The sequence below is a fragment of the Starkeya sp. ORNL1 genome (genome assembly GCF_012971745.1).
Classification (GTDB): Bacteria; Pseudomonadota; Alphaproteobacteria; order Rhizobiales; family Xanthobacteraceae; genus Ancylobacter.
Genome location: NZ_CP048834.1, coordinates 5,945,433 through 5,959,892, shown reverse-complemented (window position 1 = coordinate 5,959,892; position 14,460 = coordinate 5,945,433). Strand labels below are relative to the sequence as shown.

20 protein-coding genes are annotated in these 14,460 nt (G+C 65.7%); 15 read left to right on the top strand and 5 right to left on the bottom strand.

Annotation, left to right across the window (positions count from 1 at the left end; translation table 11 throughout):
- Nucleotides 1-269 precede the first annotated feature (269 nt).
- The 4 genes from minC (at nucleotide 270) to G3545_RS27965 (ending at nucleotide 2,691) form a co-directional block, all read left to right on the top strand.
- Nucleotides 270-908 carry a septum site-determining protein MinC gene (minC, locus tag G3545_RS27980; protein WP_246702596.1) on the top strand — a complete coding sequence of 213 codons (639 nt, stop codon included), beginning with the start codon at nucleotides 270-272 and terminating at the stop codon, nucleotides 906-908.
- A gap of 14 nt (nucleotides 909-922) precedes the next feature.
- Nucleotides 923-1,738, top strand: a complete 816-nt coding sequence (minD, locus tag G3545_RS27975) for a septum site-determining protein MinD (protein ID WP_170017561.1) — start codon at nucleotides 923-925, stop codon at nucleotides 1,736-1,738.
- Complete coding sequence (minE, locus tag G3545_RS27970) at nucleotides 1,735-2,010, top strand: cell division topological specificity factor MinE (RefSeq protein ID WP_170017560.1); 276 nt, start codon at nucleotides 1,735-1,737, stop codon at nucleotides 2,008-2,010. Before minD ends, minE begins: the two co-directional genes overlap by 4 nt.
- 492 nt (nucleotides 2,011-2,502) lie before the next feature.
- Complete coding sequence (locus G3545_RS27965; RefSeq protein WP_170008862.1) at nucleotides 2,503-2,691, top strand: hypothetical protein; 189 nt, start codon at nucleotides 2,503-2,505, stop codon at nucleotides 2,689-2,691.
- 25 nt (nucleotides 2,692-2,716) lie between these two features.
- Here G3545_RS27965 and G3545_RS27960 read toward each other — a convergent pair whose 3' ends face one another.
- Nucleotides 2,717-3,724 carry a hypothetical protein gene (locus tag G3545_RS27960; protein WP_170017559.1) on the bottom strand — a complete coding sequence of 336 codons (1,008 nt, stop codon included), beginning with the start codon at nucleotides 3,722-3,724 and terminating at the stop codon, nucleotides 2,717-2,719.
- A 35-nt stretch (nucleotides 3,725-3,759) separates the two neighbouring features.
- The gene (locus G3545_RS27955) at nucleotides 3,760-4,281 is read right to left on the bottom strand and encodes a c-type cytochrome, methanol metabolism-related (RefSeq protein WP_170017558.1); all 522 of its coding nucleotides are present in this window, start codon (nucleotides 4,279-4,281) and stop codon (nucleotides 3,760-3,762) included.
- A 379-nt stretch (nucleotides 4,282-4,660) separates the two neighbouring features.
- Here G3545_RS27955 and G3545_RS27950 point away from each other — a divergent pair, with 379 nt between their 5' ends.
- The 3 genes from G3545_RS27950 (at nucleotide 4,661) to G3545_RS27940 (ending at nucleotide 5,498) form a co-directional block, all read left to right on the top strand.
- Nucleotides 4,661-4,837, top strand: coding sequence for a hypothetical protein (locus G3545_RS27950; RefSeq protein WP_170017557.1), 177 nt, complete (start codon nucleotides 4,661-4,663; stop codon nucleotides 4,835-4,837).
- A gap of 275 nt (nucleotides 4,838-5,112) precedes the next feature.
- Nucleotides 5,113-5,268: a hypothetical protein gene (locus tag G3545_RS27945; protein ID WP_170008861.1), complete on the top strand. Its 156-nt coding sequence runs from the start codon at nucleotides 5,113-5,115 to the stop codon at nucleotides 5,266-5,268.
- Nucleotides 5,269-5,276: 8 nt separating this feature from the next.
- Nucleotides 5,277-5,498, top strand: coding sequence for a DUF4167 domain-containing protein (locus G3545_RS27940; protein ID WP_170017556.1), 222 nt, complete (start codon nucleotides 5,277-5,279; stop codon nucleotides 5,496-5,498).
- 37 nt (nucleotides 5,499-5,535) lie between these two features.
- Here G3545_RS27940 and G3545_RS27935 read toward each other — a convergent pair whose 3' ends face one another.
- Together G3545_RS27935 and G3545_RS27930 are read right to left on the bottom strand one after the other, a co-directional pair.
- Nucleotides 5,536-5,832 (bottom strand): DUF1127 domain-containing protein, encoded by a 297-nt coding sequence (locus G3545_RS27935; protein WP_170017555.1) that lies wholly within the window; start codon nucleotides 5,830-5,832, stop codon nucleotides 5,536-5,538.
- A 146-nt stretch (nucleotides 5,833-5,978) separates the two neighbouring features.
- The gene (locus G3545_RS27930) at nucleotides 5,979-7,136 is read right to left on the bottom strand and encodes an acyl-CoA dehydrogenase family protein (RefSeq protein WP_170017554.1); all 1,158 of its coding nucleotides are present in this window, start codon (nucleotides 7,134-7,136) and stop codon (nucleotides 5,979-5,981) included.
- Nucleotides 7,137-7,275: 139 nt separating this feature from the next.
- Between G3545_RS27930 and G3545_RS27925 the strand changes: the two genes are divergently transcribed.
- Together G3545_RS27925 and G3545_RS27920 are read left to right on the top strand one after the other, a co-directional pair.
- The gene (locus tag G3545_RS27925; protein ID WP_206151353.1) at nucleotides 7,276-7,986 is read left to right on the top strand and encodes a helix-turn-helix domain-containing protein; all 711 of its coding nucleotides are present in this window, start codon (nucleotides 7,276-7,278) and stop codon (nucleotides 7,984-7,986) included.
- Between the two features lie 250 nt (nucleotides 7,987-8,236).
- Nucleotides 8,237-8,812, top strand: coding sequence for a DUF1236 domain-containing protein (locus tag G3545_RS27920; protein WP_170017553.1), 576 nt, complete (start codon nucleotides 8,237-8,239; stop codon nucleotides 8,810-8,812).
- Nucleotides 8,813-8,830: 18 nt separating this feature from the next.
- Here G3545_RS27920 and phnF read toward each other — a convergent pair whose 3' ends face one another.
- Nucleotides 8,831-9,589, bottom strand: coding sequence for a phosphonate metabolism transcriptional regulator PhnF (phnF, locus tag G3545_RS27915; RefSeq protein ID WP_206151351.1), 759 nt, complete (start codon nucleotides 9,587-9,589; stop codon nucleotides 8,831-8,833).
- A 124-nt stretch (nucleotides 9,590-9,713) separates the two neighbouring features.
- On the opposite strand from phnF, the gene phnG reads away from it, so the two are divergent.
- From phnG to phnL, 6 genes are all read left to right on the top strand, one after another.
- Nucleotides 9,714-10,208 (top strand): phosphonate C-P lyase system protein PhnG, encoded by a 495-nt coding sequence (gene phnG, locus G3545_RS27910; RefSeq protein ID WP_170017552.1) that lies wholly within the window; start codon nucleotides 9,714-9,716, stop codon nucleotides 10,206-10,208.
- Entirely contained in the window at nucleotides 10,209-10,835 is a 627-nt protein-coding gene (gene phnH, locus G3545_RS27905) for a phosphonate C-P lyase system protein PhnH (protein WP_170017551.1), read from the top strand.
- Between the two features lie 3 nt (nucleotides 10,836-10,838).
- A complete protein-coding gene (locus tag G3545_RS27900) occupies nucleotides 10,839-11,933 on the top strand; it encodes a carbon-phosphorus lyase complex subunit PhnI (RefSeq protein ID WP_170017550.1) in 1,095 nt (364 codons plus the stop codon).
- A gap of 8 nt (nucleotides 11,934-11,941) precedes the next feature.
- Nucleotides 11,942-12,820, top strand: coding sequence for an alpha-D-ribose 1-methylphosphonate 5-phosphate C-P-lyase PhnJ (locus G3545_RS27895; protein WP_281411741.1), 879 nt, complete (start codon nucleotides 11,942-11,944; stop codon nucleotides 12,818-12,820).
- A gap of 163 nt (nucleotides 12,821-12,983) precedes the next feature.
- A complete protein-coding gene (gene phnK / locus G3545_RS27890; protein WP_170017549.1) occupies nucleotides 12,984-13,760 on the top strand; it encodes a phosphonate C-P lyase system protein PhnK in 777 nt (258 codons plus the stop codon).
- A complete protein-coding gene (gene phnL, locus G3545_RS27885; protein WP_170017548.1) occupies nucleotides 13,757-14,455 on the top strand; it encodes a phosphonate C-P lyase system protein PhnL in 699 nt (232 codons plus the stop codon). The genes phnK and phnL overlap by 4 nt, the downstream gene beginning before the upstream one ends.
- Nucleotides 14,456-14,460: the final 5 nt, after the last annotated feature.

The window sequence follows — 14,460 nt, the reverse complement described above, 5'->3', positions numbered from 1 at the left end:
GATTCCATCGGATACACCGCGCGGCACCCGGGCACCGGATGCCGCGAAGCCCCCTCGGGCCGGCCGCTCACGCGAGAGCCCGGACAGCAACTGTGCCCGCCGGTACCTGGATGCATCCCATCGCCGGACATCACCAACCAGACCAGCGTCTTAACCAGCCATTAACCAAGATTAACTGAATCTCTCTTGAACAAAGGGAGATTCGAACGGTGAGTGCTGTCAGCCGCTCCGGTCCATCCATCCGCTTCCGCGGTCGCTCGTTTGTCGCGATGACGCTCGTCGCCGACGCGCCGATCCAGCAGTGGTTCGCAGATTTCGACGTCTGGCTACAGCGCTCGCCCGGCTTCTTCACCGGCCGCACGGTGGTGCTCGACATGGGTGGAACCGCGGCCGGCAAACCTGAACTGGAGCGCTGGATCAGCGAGCTCGCGGCGCGTGGCGTGCGCCTCGTCGGGCTCGAAGGTGTCCGCCCCAGCATGGTCGATGCCAGCATGCCGCCGATGCTGCGTGGCGGCCGGGATATTTCTCTCGCCATCTCGGACGAAATCGCGGTTCCCGCCGAACCGAGCAAGCCGGCGGAACCGGTCAACATGCTCATCGAGCAGAAGGTGCGATCGGGCCAGTCGATCGTCTGCCTCGAGGGCGACATCACCGTCGTCGGATCGGTCGCTTCGGGGGCCGAGATCATCGCCGGCGGCTCGATCCACGTCTATGGCGCACTGTGCGGACGGGCGATCGCCGGCGCGACGATCGGCTCGAAGGCGCGGATCTTCTGCACGCGGATGGAAGCCGAGCTGATCGCCATCGACGGCGCGTACATGACGGCAGAAGACCTCGACGGGAACATTCGGAGCCAGGCCGTCCGGGTGTGGCTCGACAATGACGCGATGCGGTTTGCCGCACTTTAGGAGCGAAGCAGGTCATGGCGAAGATCATCACAGTCACATCGGGAAAGGGCGGCGTCGGCAAGACCACGACGACTGCCGCCCTCGGCGCCGCACTGGCGCGAACAGGCGACCGCGTGGCCGTGGTCGATTTCGACGTCGGCCTGCGCAACCTTGACCTGGTCATGGGTGCCGAGCGGCGCGTGGTCTATGACCTCGTGAACGTCGTCCAGGGCGACGCCCGGCTGTCGCAGGCCCTGATCCGGGATAAGCGCGTCGAAACCCTCTTCCTGCTGCCCGCGTCGCAGACCCGCGACAAGGACGCGCTGACCGAAGAAGGCGTCGACAAGGTGATCGGCGAGCTGGCGACCCAGTTCGACTGGGTGATCTGCGACAGCCCGGCGGGCATCGAGCGCGGCGCGACGCTGGCCATGCGCCATTGCGACATCGCCGTCGTCGTCACCAATCCGGAAGTCTCCTCGGTCCGCGACAGCGACCGCATCGTCGGCATCCTCGACGCCAAGACCTTGAAGGCGATCCGCGGCGAAACCGTCGACAAGCGGCTGCTGCTGACGCGCTACGACGCGGCGCGCGCCGCCCGCGGCGACATGCTGAAGACCGAGGACGTGCTGGAAATCCTCTCGCTTCCGCTGCTCGGCATCATTCCCGAGAGCCCCGACGTGCTGAAAGCCTCGAACTTCGGCGTGCCGGTTTCGATCCATGATCCGGCGAGCGCACCGGCCCGGGCCTATGTCGATGCCGCCCGACGCCTCAAGGGCGAGAACCTGACGGTGGAAGTGCCGACGACGCAGCGCCTCGGCCTGTTCAGCAAATTCCTCAGGAGGGCGGCATGAGCCTATGGAAAAAGCTGTTCTCCACCACCGGGAGCGCGCCGGAGGCGCGCGAACGACTGCAGATCCTGCTGTCGCACGAGCGCCAGGTGCTGGGTGGTGACGACCTGTTGTCCAGCCTGCGGGAGGACATCCTCGCGGCGGTCGCCAAGCGCGTGCCCTGCGACCGCGATGCGGTGAAGGTTCGCCTCGAACGCGGAACGCCGATGTCGGTCCTGGAGATAGAGGTCGAGATCCGCGGCAACGTCGAACTCGGCAGGGCGCAGGCAGCCTGACGGCATGCTCCCGGCCGTCAGACGTGGAAGTGACGACTTGGCGTCGGAGTTGATGCCCAGTCCACCGATCAATGCGCAAGCGCCACAAGTAGGGGCAGCGCCGTCCCACTGCCGGGCAATGACCGTGGCGCCAAGATCCGACCGCCATCCGGCGTGTTCTGCGGAACAGTGCGCACGGCACGCAGCTTCGACCGCAGGCCCACGCCCGACCGCTGCGGGTCGCTTCTCGCCACGGCGGCGGAAATTCAGCCATTCCATTTGAATGACGAAACCGCACTCCAACTTGCGCTAAGCTGTCGCGCAATGGGAAGCATTTATACCTTCAATATTCGCGACGCGAACACGATAGACCTCTGCTATGACCGCCATTGCCCGTGCAATCGTTTGGGAATGGCAGCCCCCGCTCTCCAGGTCACCCTGTTGACCCGGTGTCGGTCCGGCCTTCAACTGGCTTGACCGGAGCGGTGAGAGCCCTAGAAGTTCAAAGGGCTCATGAAGCGCGAAGGAACCATGCGAACAAAACTGACAGAACTACGTGACCGCCTGTTGCAAGCGCAGCAAGAACTCATCCACGCCGCCGCCGAGGCCGGCACCATTCCGTCCGACAACGCCCTGCGGAAAATCGCGGACCTTGAGGTGGCAATCGGCGCGGTCGAGCACATGCTGGAAACTGCGAAGTGACGACGGCAGGGATTTGCGCTGAGGCTCAAGCCGCGTGAAGTAACACCTGGCTGCTCAGCACCGCATCCCTGACATCGGTAATTGCAAAACCGGCCCGTGCCGCCAGGGGCCGGAAGCCATCGATTCCGCGCGCGATCAGGTCAAACCCGCTCATGGCGATTATGCGGCGCCGGAGCGGGTCGGCGTTGGTCACCGAGCCGACGACAGGGCGGGTGACGCCGCCTTCGCGAAGAGCGAGGAGATTTTCCACAATCGCGGCGTCGCTTCCGTATTCGAACAGCGCCCCTTCCGTCGATACCGCGGCAACGCCTCCTCCCGCCTTCACCTCCCGTATCAAGCGTCCCAGCGGTTCCTGCTCATTCCAATTGTAGTCGCGCCGCTCCAGCCGCACGTCGACGCCCGCGAGAGGACCGTCTTCCGCCTGCAGGGCGGCCAGTGCGTTCGCTCCGAAAAGCGCGCCCTGGCTGTCGCCGTCCAGCACATGGATGACAATCTCGCGGCTCAGCAATTGCGGGTGGCTGAGTCTCAGCAGAACGAGCGCATTTACGCTGTCGAGCGCCGGACCGCCGCCGATATTGATCAAATGAAGCGGCTGTTCGCTCGCGAATGCCGCGTCATCAGCAATGGCCCGCGCCAGCAAACATACGGTTTGTCGGGTCCGAAGGCGTAACATCGTGCCGTGCGGAGACCCCGCCACCTTGCGATCGATCGCCGTATCGAAGGGCGGGACCAGATTGTCCGCGCCAAGTTTCATGACATAGGTGGAAATACCATCGAGATATCTCGCCTTTGGATCGACGATCGCAGTCATGAGACGCGAATTCCTGGCCGCGGCGCGAAACATGAGGCGCATCACAAAGCGCGGAATGAATCGCCGCTGTCGCATTTCCTCGGCGATCGATGCTCGTACGGCATCGAGGTCCGCGAACTCTTCTGGAATGGCGAAGCTGGGATTTGAGACATCGAGGACGGGCAGCTCAAAACCTTCCCCAGTCCTCGCATATTTGAGAGCGGGGTTTTGGATATAGGTCATTACCAGCTTCCGTCGGGGCTTCCGTCTGGGCGAAACTAGCCCATGCAGGCATCCTCGGTAGCGCTGTAGCCGGGCGGCCGCGGTTCACTTTTCTGGGGCTTGCCGCGCCCGAGCGCATCATCGGAGCGTGCTCGCAGATAGATGAAGATCGCATCCAGGTAACACATCACGTTCGGATTGACGCCGAATGACGGCATGACCAGATCCTGGCTCGCGCTCACGTTCTTCTTGCCGTTCGTGACGGTGTCCACGAAATCGCTGTAGCTCAGCGTCTGCAGCGCATCGGTGAGTGCAGGCCCGAAACTCGACCCCAGCCCATCCGGACCATGGCACTGCATGCAGTTCGCGGTGTACCGGGTGTAGCCGATCGATGTGTACCAATCGACTGTCCCATCCTTTGATATGTTGAAGGTGGGATTGCCATCCTTGTCGCTATATTGCCCAGCCGTGGAGCTCACGGCCGCGGGAGGCCCGCTTCCATCGGCCCAGAGACAGGTCGGCAGGAAAATCGCGACGATCCCGCCGGCGACCACCAGAGGTCGAATCCAGGCACTCATTGCTGCCTCCCCTATGTTGCAGGCTTTCGGCGGCACGGCAGTCGTACGGCGAGTATCTCAGAGAACTTCACCGGCGCCCGAACCGACCCTCGTCCCAATGGGGCGGGGGCACAATCATACTCGAATATGGTCGAGGGCCCAGGCGCGCCCCCGGCACCGGCCGGTGGTCCGCCGCCGATTCGAGCGTGCGCGGTAGCGGCGAGCACAAACCAAGATATGAGCTTGTGAAACCGTCTTATGGACTGATTACGCCTCGATATAATATCAGCGCCAGCGCCGGATGACTAATCTGCCTCCATCGCTTGGTGACGCGGCAAGCGCATCGTTTGTGATGTCCCGCCGCGATGTCTTTCCCAATTCGTCAACATAGGAGGCACAAATGACCAGGATCCTTTCTGAAACCCTGACCGAAGCCATGCGCTCGCTCGGCAATTCCATGCAGATCGTCGGCTCCAAGACCGATGATAAGCCGCAGACTTTCCAGCCCTCGCTCGGCGATCCGGTAAATGCGCCCGGCACGCCGGACACCGCGGAAAAAATTGCGGACGGGAAGTGAGCATGGCCGGCCAGACCTGATCCGAGGCGCGTCGTCGGCCTGCCGCGGACAGGTCGCCCGCCGGGCCGCTTCTTGTTGTTACTCTTGATTTTTTCGACCCGCGCCTTACCTAGGTCTTAGTCGGTGGTCACCTTGGGTATGCGGCGCGTTTTCGGAGCGTCGAGCCGGCAAATCAGATTATCCGAAATTACAGGCTGTCGATGACAGCTCGCCGGGTTGCACCTTTGCCGCCCCGCAACAAATGCCGCCCATCTAGCCGGGCGGCCGAAGGAAACATGAAAACTAAACTCCAGAAGCATATGCGGCCGATCGAGCCGCGCCACGACAATCAAGAAATTACCCCAGTGAAATCCAGCCCAGACTGGAAACCCGAGCCTTGCGGCCTGAGCCGCGAAGAGGTCCGGAGAATCATCGCCGAGCAGCTCGGCTGAGGAAAGCCATGAATATAGAACCGAACAGATCCGCCCGCTCGATGCCCCGGCTTGCCCGCCGGGAGAATGGCGGCGCGAAGCAGAAATACGAACATTATCTGGCGCTCGCCAGAACAGAAGTCGCGATGGGTGACACGGTCGCCGCCGAGAACTACTTCCAGCATGCCGAACACTATCTGCGTTCGATGGCGTCGCCTGCGCTCGTGAGCGACAGCAAAAGCCCGGCCTGAATTTAGCCGGGCTTTGTGCAGGCAAAGGCCGTGATCGTCACGGCAGCACGCGCCACCTTGCAGACCCGGCACGGCCGGGCACACCCACCGATCCATCGATACGGCCATAATGGACGAGGGTCTCGACCTCGGACCTGCTGACACCCATGTCCTTCAGAAGGACGTCCGGCAGGTCGAGCAGTTCCCTTTTCGCTCGGCGGATCACGCAATGGCGGTTCGCCGCCAAAGGGCGACGGTAGAGCCAGACGGCAAAAGCCTTCAGGAGCGACGCGGCCGACCGCAATCCGGTCGAACCGCCCTCGGCCCCGAATGTAGCTTCGCTGGTCGTGAACATCAGATCCTCCTCGTGAACGAGGGACGCGTTGAGACACATCGCCTTGGCGATGCGCTGCATCATGTGAGTGGAAGTGGAAGCCGGGAGAACGGGCGTCGCCGGACCGTTCGGTCCGGCGACGCGTCCGCGTCCGCCCCCGGTCGGACCTAAAATGTCCGCGCGGTATCCAGCCCGAGCGCCAGCCGCCCCGCGAACTCCTGCTGCGCGCCGCTCCTCATCGGGTGGTAGCGGGCGCCCTGGATGTCGCGGAAGCGGCGCTCCAGGCCGTTGTCGCGGAAGAAGGCGGCGCCTCCCGCGGCCTCCATCGCCAGTTCGACCGCGGCGATGGCATGGCGCGCGACCAGCGAGCGGCCGATCATGATCTCGTTGGTGGTCTCCGGCGACGGCGTGCCGCGCTCTGCCGTAGCGATCATGCCGGCATGGGCGTATTGCGCCGCACGCAACTCGGTCTCCATCTGGCCAACCAGCGTCACCACATGCGGGTCCGCCGCGCGACGCTTCGCCATGCCGAGCGCGATATCGCGCGCGCTCTCGGCGACGCCGAGATAGGCGGCATAGATGATCGGGAACGCCACCATCGAGATGATGTGGAACAGCATGTGCCATTCGCCCTGCTTGCGGCGCAGCGCGACCCCCTCCTCCGGCACGAAATGGCCGTCGATCACCACGTCGTTGGAGCCGGTGCCGCGCATGCCGAGCGCCTTCCAGGTCAGCGGCACGGAGACGTGCTGCGACTTCATCGGCACGCCGAAATGCAGCACCAGCGGGCCTTCCGGCTCGCCCTCCAGCACCGCGCCCGTCATCAAGAGGTCACCGGACGGCGATCCCGAGGTGAAGACCTTGCGCGCGGTGATCTTGTAGCCGCCTTCGACGCGCTCGGCCTTGCCGGAACCTTCGATCCAGTCGGAGCCGCCGCTCGACAGCAGGATGATGCGCTCCGCCGCCACCCGCTTCAGCAGCGGCACCACCGGGGCAGCCTGCTGGTGGGTCCAGCGCCAGGCCGGGATCGCCACCTGGTGGGTGTGCATGGCGAAGGCGAGCGCGGTCGATCCGCAATGCTGCGCCAGTTCGCGGATCATGGCGCAGAGCTGGCCGACATCGGCGCCGCGGCCGCCGAAGTCGGCAGGCACGCCGGCTTCAACGAGGCCCGAGGCTCTCAAATCCTTGTAATTCTCCGAGACGAAGACATCGTCATCACCGGCTGATCTTGCACGCTCCGCGAATTTCGGTCCGAGTTCCTTAGCAATCGCAAGGATCTCCAGAGGTGTCGCGGATGAGAATTCTGTTTGTGTCGCAACGGTCATCGTACTGCTCCTAGGCAGGGGGCACGGTGATCCTTTGCCTTCCAAGAGCAGTCATCAAGTACAAAAAATGTACTCGTGCGGTGCCACGGGACGGCGTAATCTTACTCTGGGTTCGGCGGCTCGATAGAGGATCGCCTTGATGGAAATAACTGCGAGCTACGGCCAGTTCTGCCCGGTCGCGATGGCGGCGGAGATCGTCTGCACGCGCTGGACGGCCCTGGTGCTGCGCGAATTGCTGTGCGGCAGTCGGCGCTTCAACGATCTGCGCCGCGGCGTGCCGCGCATGTCGCCGACGCTGCTGTCGAAGCGCCTCAAGGAACTGGCCCATGCCGGCATCATCGAGGTGCGGCGCGGGGATGACGGGTTCGAATATCATCTCACGCCGGCCGGCGAGGATCTGCGCGGCGTGGTGATGACGCTCGGCTTCTGGGGCCAGCGCTGGGTCGAGACCGAGCAATCGCTGGAGAAGCTCGACCCCTCGCTGCTGATGTGGGACATGCGCCGGCACCTCGATCCGACGCCGATGCCGCCGCAGCGCTGCACCATCCGCTTCCACTTCCCGGAACTGGCGGCAGCCCGGCAGAAATTCTGGATGGTGGTCGACGGCCGCAAGGTCGATCTCTGCTCCACCGATCCCGGCTTCGAGATCGACCTCTATGTGCAATGCTCGTTGCGCACCTTGACGGCGATCTGGATGGGATTTGCCAATGTGCGCGGCGAGATCGAGGAAAAGCGACTCCAGCTCGACGGCGATCCCCATATCGCCGCCTCGATGCAGCAATGGCTCGGCCTGAGCCCGTTCGCGCAGGAGCGCAACCGTGCCGGCAAAAAGGTCGAGCGCGCCGCCTGAGCGGTCTGTTGGAAATTCGACGTGGTTGCTTGAAAAGCAATTTTCGATCTAACAAGAGGTATCCGGCCGATCTTGCGGCCTATATTTACCTCGCCTCCAGTATTATCGTCCGGAAATCCATGAAATTTCTGCACATCGCGGAAACTCTTCGTACGCCGATCGTTACAGCGATGTCGGATGCGACGTAACGCCAGAGCGAGGCCGGCAGGCCTCGGCAGACGTCTGATCGCGACATTTCATGGAGACGATCATGCGCACCATGCTTTTCACCACAGTGGCGGCCCTGCCGCTGTTGCTCGCCACCCCGGCTCCGGCGCAAGCGCCGGCGCCGCTCCCGGAGACCGGCGCTCAGCCCGTGCCCACTACGCCCGGCACCCCGCAAAAGCCCGCGGTACGCCAGCAGCAAATGCCGCAGGGCGCCACCAGCCCTTCCGGGACCCGCCCGCAAACCGGCGAGGCCGCCCCTGCCCCGGGCGAAGCCGCTCCCATGCCCAAGTCCGGCAAGGCGGCGCAGGAACAGACCACTCCGCGCAAGAAGTCGACTGCCGATTCCGGCCCGACCGGCGGGATCGGAGCGCTCAGCGCCGAGAAGCGCACGAGCGTGCGGCAGTCCTTCGCCAAGCAGCATGCAAGGCCGGTGACGAACATCACCTTCAATGTGGGCGTCGGCGTCGCGGTGCCGCGGACCGTCGAGTTGCAGGTGCTGCCGCGAGAAGTGGTGGAGATCGTGCCGCAATATCGCGGCTACCGCTATTTCGTCATGGCTGACGGGCGGATCATCATCGTCGACCCCGCGACCTACGAGATCGTCTACATCATCGCGTGATGCGATCCGCCGGGCGCGTCAGCTCTTGACGACGAGTTGCACGCGGTCGGCGGAGAAGCGGGCGCGGGAGAACTGGATCGGCCGGCGCTGCGCATCGCCATTGATGGCTTCCACCACCATCACGGTGCGGCCCGGCGCGAGAGCGAGGTGACGACGCTCCTCCTCATCGGCAAGCCGCGCGGTGATGCGCGTCTCCAGCCGGCGATAATCGCCGAGGCCGATCGTCTCCAGCGCGCGGGTGACCGAGCCGGTGGCGGCGGTGATGAGGTCGAGGTCGCGGCAGCGTTCGGCGACATACCAGTGGCTGCCCACCGTGATCGGCACGCCGTCGGCATCGCGCACCATCTCGATGCGCAGCACGTCGTCGCCCGGCGCGATCCTGAGGGCCGCAGCGACATCAGGCGTCGCCGGCTCGATCCGCGAACCCGTCACCCGCCCGCCGGGCTCGCGCCCCTCCGCCGAGACGATCTCCGAGAAGCGGGTGCGCGGGCCGATCGGGTAGCGCAGCGGCGGCTCGCGCACGAAGGTGCCGCGGCCCGGCGTCGCCTCGATGAGCCCCTGATCGGTGAGCGTCGCCAAGGCACGGCGCAGCGTGTGGCGATTGACGCCGAAGCGCTCGGAGAGTTCGGCTTCGGTCGGCAGCCGCGCGCCCGGCGCCAGCCGGCCTTCGACGATCTCGGCCTCGATGCGCTCGGCAATCTGCTTCCACAACGCCACGCCCGAGCCGCGGGCGACATCGTCTGCAGTTGGTGGCGTCATCACAGTGTTGTCGGTCATCGCTACGTCCGAACAAACTAGGGCGAGCCCAATTTAAATCACGCCCTTGCATGTTTGTATAGATAAATATACAAACTCTTCCGTCCTGCTCCCGGCGAATGAAGCCGGCCACTCAGAGACGGCCATGACCACTGAAAATTCAACGCCGACTGAAAACCCGACGGATCGCGAGGCCTCCCCCGAGGCAGCAGCGCGGCGGCAAGCCATGGCAGCGCTGGCCCGCGCGGAACCGGCCGAACTCGATTCCATGCTGCACGCACTGGCACCGGTCCCCACCGCCATCGATCTCAGGGCGCCGGAAGTCGGGCTCGTCATGCTGCGTGGCCGCACCGGCGGCGATGGCGCCCCCTTTAATCTCGGCGAGGCGACGGTGAGCCGGGCGGCGGTGCGGCTCGATGGTGGCGCTGCCGGCTTCAGCTACCGGCTCGGCCGCGCGCCGCAATCGGCACGCGCGGCGGCGATCATCGATGCGCTGTGGCAGGATGCCGGCCGCCGGCTCGCGGTGGAAGCGGCGCTGGCGCCGGTGCGCGAGCGGCTGGCACGTGAGGCCGGCACCGTGCGGGCCGAGACCGCCGCGACCAAGGTCGAGTTCTTCACACTCGTGCGCGGGGAGGACTAGATGTCGCCGCCCACCTTCTCCGCCGCCAAATCCCTCGCCAGCACCCTGGCGCCCGGCTTCGCCGACCCGGTGCTCAATTCGCAGGCCGTATTCCGCGCCGTGATGTGGGCGCTGGCCCGGCCGGGAACCGTCGAGCCGTTGACCCTCGATCTCGCCCCGCCTGCGCCACTCTCGATCGAGGCGGCGGCGGTGACGTTGGCTCTTGCCGATTACGAGACCCCGCTCTGGCTCGATCCGGTGCTGGCGGCGGTACCCGAAGTTGGTGCCTTCCTGCGCTTCCATACCGGTGCGACAATCGTCGCTGATCCCGCTGCGGCCCGCTTCGCACTGGTCGCCGATCCGGCGCGGCTGCCCGATTTCTCGATCTTCGCGCAAGGCACGCCTGACTATCCCGACGCATCCGCGACCTTGATCCTGCAGGTCGAGCGCTTCGCGACGACGGGTTTGCAGCTTCATGGGCCGGGCATCGAAGGCGTGCGCTACTTCAACGCCGAGCCGCTGCCGGCCGACCTGGCCGCCCGCTGGACAGCAAACCGCGCGCTGTTCCCGCGCGGCATCGATCTCATCCTGGCCGGCCCGGGCGGCGTCGCCGCGCTGCCGCGCTCCATCGCGATCGTGGAGGCTTGACCGATGTATGTCGCGGCCAAAGGCGGCGAGAAGGCCATCCGCAACGCCCACGAACTGCTCGCCAAGCGGCGGCGCGGCGACAAGAACCTGCCGAGCATCGGGCTCGACCAGATCGTCGCCCAGCTCTCGCTCGCCGTCGACCGGGTGATGGCCGAGGGCTCGCTCTATGACACCGCGCTCGCCGCTTTGGCGGTGAAGCAGGCGCGCGGCGACCTGATCGAGGCGATCTTCCTTGTGCGCGCCTTCCGCACCACGCTGCCGCGCTTCGGCAATTCGCTGCCCATCGACACCGCCGCCATGCTGGTGCGCCGGCGCGTCTCCGCCACCTTCAAGGATCTGCCGGGCGGGCAATTGCTCGGTCCGACCTTCGACTACACCCACCGGCTGCTCGACACCTCGCTCAGTGCCGCCGACCCGGCCGACGCCACCGCCGACGCGCCCGAAGCCATCGTGGACGCCGGCCCGATGCCGCGCGTCACCGACCTGATCGGCGCCGAGGGGCTGATCGAACCCTCCCCGGACGATGACGGCAGCGAGCCCTTCGATATCACCCGTGCGCCGGTCAGCTTTCCCGTCGACCGCGCTGCGCGCTTGCAGACGCTGGCCCGCGGCGATGAAGGCTTCCTGCTGGCGCTCGGTTATTCCTCGCAGCGCGGCTTCGGCCGCACCCATCCTTTCGTCGGCGAGATCCGCTTCGGCGATATCGAGGTGTCGTTCTTCGCCGAGGAGCTGGGTTTCGAGGTCTCGCTCGGCACCGTCCAGGTCACCGAGTGCCAGATGGTGACGCAGTTCCAGGGCAGCGCCGACGCGCCGCCGCAATTCACGCGTGGCTATGGCCTCGTCTTCGGGCAATGCGAGCGCAAGGCCATGTCCATGGCGCTGGTCGAACGGGCGCTGCGCTGGAAGGAACTCGGCGAGGAGTTCGGCGCTCCGGTACAGGACGAGGAGTTCGTTCTGTCCCACTCCGACAATGTGCAGGCGACCGGCTTCGTCGAGCATCTGAAGCTGCCGCATTATGTCGACTTCCAGGCCGAACTCGATCTGGTGCGCCGCATGCGCAATGAGCGCGAGGACGAGATGCGGGAGGCCGCGGAATGAACGCTCCGATGAACACGCACTCGGGCGGCATGCCGGAGATCACCTACAACTTCGCCTATCTCGACGAGCAGACCAAGCGCATGATCCGCCGCGCGATTCTGAAGGCGATCGCCATTCCCGGCTATCAGGTGCCGTTCGCGAGCCGCGAAATGCCGATGCCCTATGGCTGGGGCACCGGTGGCGTGCAGGTCACCGCCGCCGTGCTCGGCCCGGACGACGTACTCAAGGTGATCGACCAGGGCGCCGACGACACCACCAACGCGGTGGCGATCCGCGGCTTCTTCGAGAAGACCGCCGGCATCGCCACCACCACCTCGACGCCGGACGCCACCATCATCCAGACCCGCCACCGCATCCCCGAGGCGCCGCTCTCCGAGCGGCAGATCCTGGTCTATCAGGTGCCGATCCCCGAGCCGCTGCGCTACCTGGAGCCGCGCGAGACCGAGACCCGCGAGTTGCACGCGCTGGCGGAATACGGCCTCATGCATGTGAAGCTCTATGAGGACATCGCCCGGCACGGCCACATCGCCACCACCTACGCCTATCCGGTGGAGGTGGCGGGCCGCTATGTGATGGACCCCTCGCCCATCCCCAAATTCGACAATCCGAAGATGGATGACAGCCCGGCGCTGCAATTGTTCGGGGCTGGCCGCGAGAAGCGCATCTACGCCATCCCGCCCCACACCAGGGTGCGCTCGCTCGATTTCGACGACCACCCCTTCCGCGTCCAGCGCTTCGCCAAGCCCTGCGCCCTGTGCGCCGCCGAGGGCGTCTATCTCGATGAGGTGATCCTCGACGATGCCGGCGGGCGCATGTTCGTGTGCTCGGACACGGATTATTGCGAGGGCCGGCAGAAGGAAGGGCATCGCGGGGAGATGGCGCCATGAAACCTCACAGAGGTCATTCGGCTTCAGCATCCTTCGAGGCCGGCCACAGGCCGGCACCTCAGGATGAGGTCGCCTTTTCAACCAACCTCATCCTGAGGTGCGAGCGCAGCGAGCCTCGAAGGATGCTCACATGCACGCCCTCTTCTTTGAGGAGCGGAGACGAATGACCGACATCCCGCTCCTGATCGCAGACGGCCTCTCGAAAAACTACGGCGCGCGCATCGGCTGCCGCGACGTCTCGCTGGAAGTGCATCCCGGCGAAGTGCTGGCTGTGGTCGGGGAATCCGGCTCCGGCAAGTCGACCTTGCTCGGCCTGCTCTCCACGGAACTCGCTCCCTCAACCGGGCGCGTGCTCTACCGCATGCGGGATGGGCAGACCCGCGATCTCGCCAGCCTCGGCGCGGCCGAGCGGCGGCTGCTGATGCGCACCGACTGGGGCTTCGTGCGGCAGAACCCCGAGTCCGGACTGCGCATGGCGGTCTCCGCCGGCGGCAATGTCGGCGAGCGGCTGATGGCGGTGGGCTGGCGGCACTACGGCAATATCCGCGACGAGGCGCTGGATTGGCTGTCCCGCGTCGAGATTGCCGCCGATCGCGTCGACGATGATCCACGCGCCTTCTCCGGCGGCATGCGCCAGCGCCTGCAGATCGCCCGCAACCTCGTCACCCGCCCGCGCCTCGTCTTCATGGACGAGCCGACCGGCGGCCTCGACGTCTCGGTGCAGGCGCGCCTGCTCGACCTCATCCGCACGCTGGTCTCCGAGCTCGGCCTCGCCGTCATCATCGTCACCCATGATCTCGCGGTGGCCCGGCTGCTCTCGCACCGCATGGTGGTGATGCGTCATGGCCGCGTCATCGAGACCGGCCTTACCGATCAGGTGCTCGACGATCCGCGCGAGCCCTATACGCAGCTTCTGGTTTCCTCGGTGCTGGCGGCATGAGCGCGCTTCTCGACGTCTCCGGTCTCTCCAAGACCTTCATCCTGCATCTGCGCGACGGCGCCCGGCTGCCGGTGGTCAATGGCGCCGGCTTCACGCTCGATGCCGGCGAATGCGTCGCGCTCGGCGGCCCCTCGGGCGCCGGCAAGAGTTCGCTGCTGAAGATGGTCTATGGCAATTACCGGGTCGATGCCGGCGCCATCCTGGTCGCTGACGGCGGCGAGATGGTCGATGTCGCCACCGCGGAGCCGCGCCGGCTGATGCGGCTGCGCGCCTCCACCATGGGCTATGTCAGCCAGTTCCTGCGCGTCATACCTCGGGTCTCCGCACTCGACGTGGTAGCCGAGCCGTTGATCGGCGACGGCGTCGCCCGCGACGAGGCGCGCGCCCGCGCCGGTCGACTGCTCGCCCGGCTGAACCTGCCGGAGCGGCTATGGGCACTGCCGCCGGCGACCTTCTCCGGCGGCGAGCAGCAGCGCGTGAACATTGCCCGCGGCCTCATCGCCCACCGCCCGCTGCTCCTGATGGACGAGCCGACCGCTTCGCTCGACGCCGCCAACCGCGCCGTGGTGATCGCCCTGATCGAGGAGAAGAAGCGCGAGGGTGTCGGCATTCTTGGCATCTTCCACGATGCCGAGGTGCGCGATGCGGTCTGCGACCGCGTGATCGACGTGACGCAATTCGCTGCCGCGGCCTGAGGGAT

What these genes read in the sequence shown, in the direction of transcription:
- minC (WP_246702596.1), top strand. Translation starts at nt 270, where the DNA reads ATGACGCTCGTCGCCGACGCGCCGATCCAGCAGTGGTTCGCAGATTTC.
- minD (WP_170017561.1), top strand. Translation starts at nt 923, where the DNA reads ATGGCGAAGATCATCACAGTCACATCGGGAAAGGGCGGCGTCGGCAAG.
- minE (WP_170017560.1), top strand. Translation starts at nt 1,735, where the DNA reads ATGAGCCTATGGAAAAAGCTGTTCTCCACCACCGGGAGCGCGCCGGAG.
- G3545_RS27965 (WP_170008862.1), top strand. Translation starts at nt 2,503, where the DNA reads ATGAAGCGCGAAGGAACCATGCGAACAAAACTGACAGAACTACGTGAC.
- G3545_RS27960 (WP_170017559.1), bottom strand. Translation starts at nt 3,724, where the DNA reads ATGACCTATATCCAAAACCCCGCTCTCAAATATGCGAGGACTGGGGAA.
- G3545_RS27955 (WP_170017558.1), bottom strand. Translation starts at nt 4,281, where the DNA reads ATGAGTGCCTGGATTCGACCTCTGGTGGTCGCCGGCGGGATCGTCGCG.
- G3545_RS27950 (WP_170017557.1), top strand. Translation starts at nt 4,661, where the DNA reads ATGACCAGGATCCTTTCTGAAACCCTGACCGAAGCCATGCGCTCGCTC.
- G3545_RS27945 (WP_170008861.1), top strand. Translation starts at nt 5,113, where the DNA reads ATGAAAACTAAACTCCAGAAGCATATGCGGCCGATCGAGCCGCGCCAC.
- G3545_RS27940 (WP_170017556.1), top strand. Translation starts at nt 5,277, where the DNA reads ATGAATATAGAACCGAACAGATCCGCCCGCTCGATGCCCCGGCTTGCC.
- G3545_RS27935 (WP_170017555.1), bottom strand. Translation starts at nt 5,832, where the DNA reads ATGTTCACGACCAGCGAAGCTACATTCGGGGCCGAGGGCGGTTCGACC.
- G3545_RS27930 (WP_170017554.1), bottom strand. Translation starts at nt 7,136, where the DNA reads ATGACCGTTGCGACACAAACAGAATTCTCATCCGCGACACCTCTGGAG.
- G3545_RS27925 (WP_206151353.1), top strand. Translation starts at nt 7,276, where the DNA reads ATGGAAATAACTGCGAGCTACGGCCAGTTCTGCCCGGTCGCGATGGCG.
- G3545_RS27920 (WP_170017553.1), top strand. Translation starts at nt 8,237, where the DNA reads ATGCGCACCATGCTTTTCACCACAGTGGCGGCCCTGCCGCTGTTGCTC.
- phnF (WP_206151351.1), bottom strand. Translation starts at nt 9,589, where the DNA reads ATGACCGACAACACTGTGATGACGCCACCAACTGCAGACGATGTCGCC.
- phnG (WP_170017552.1), top strand. Translation starts at nt 9,714, where the DNA reads ATGACCACTGAAAATTCAACGCCGACTGAAAACCCGACGGATCGCGAG.
- phnH (WP_170017551.1), top strand. Translation starts at nt 10,209, where the DNA reads ATGTCGCCGCCCACCTTCTCCGCCGCCAAATCCCTCGCCAGCACCCTG.
- G3545_RS27900 (WP_170017550.1), top strand. Translation starts at nt 10,839, where the DNA reads ATGTATGTCGCGGCCAAAGGCGGCGAGAAGGCCATCCGCAACGCCCAC.
- G3545_RS27895 (WP_281411741.1), top strand. Translation starts at nt 11,942, where the DNA reads ATGAACACGCACTCGGGCGGCATGCCGGAGATCACCTACAACTTCGCC.
- phnK (WP_170017549.1), top strand. Translation starts at nt 12,984, where the DNA reads ATGACCGACATCCCGCTCCTGATCGCAGACGGCCTCTCGAAAAACTAC.
- phnL (WP_170017548.1), top strand. Translation starts at nt 13,757, where the DNA reads ATGAGCGCGCTTCTCGACGTCTCCGGTCTCTCCAAGACCTTCATCCTG.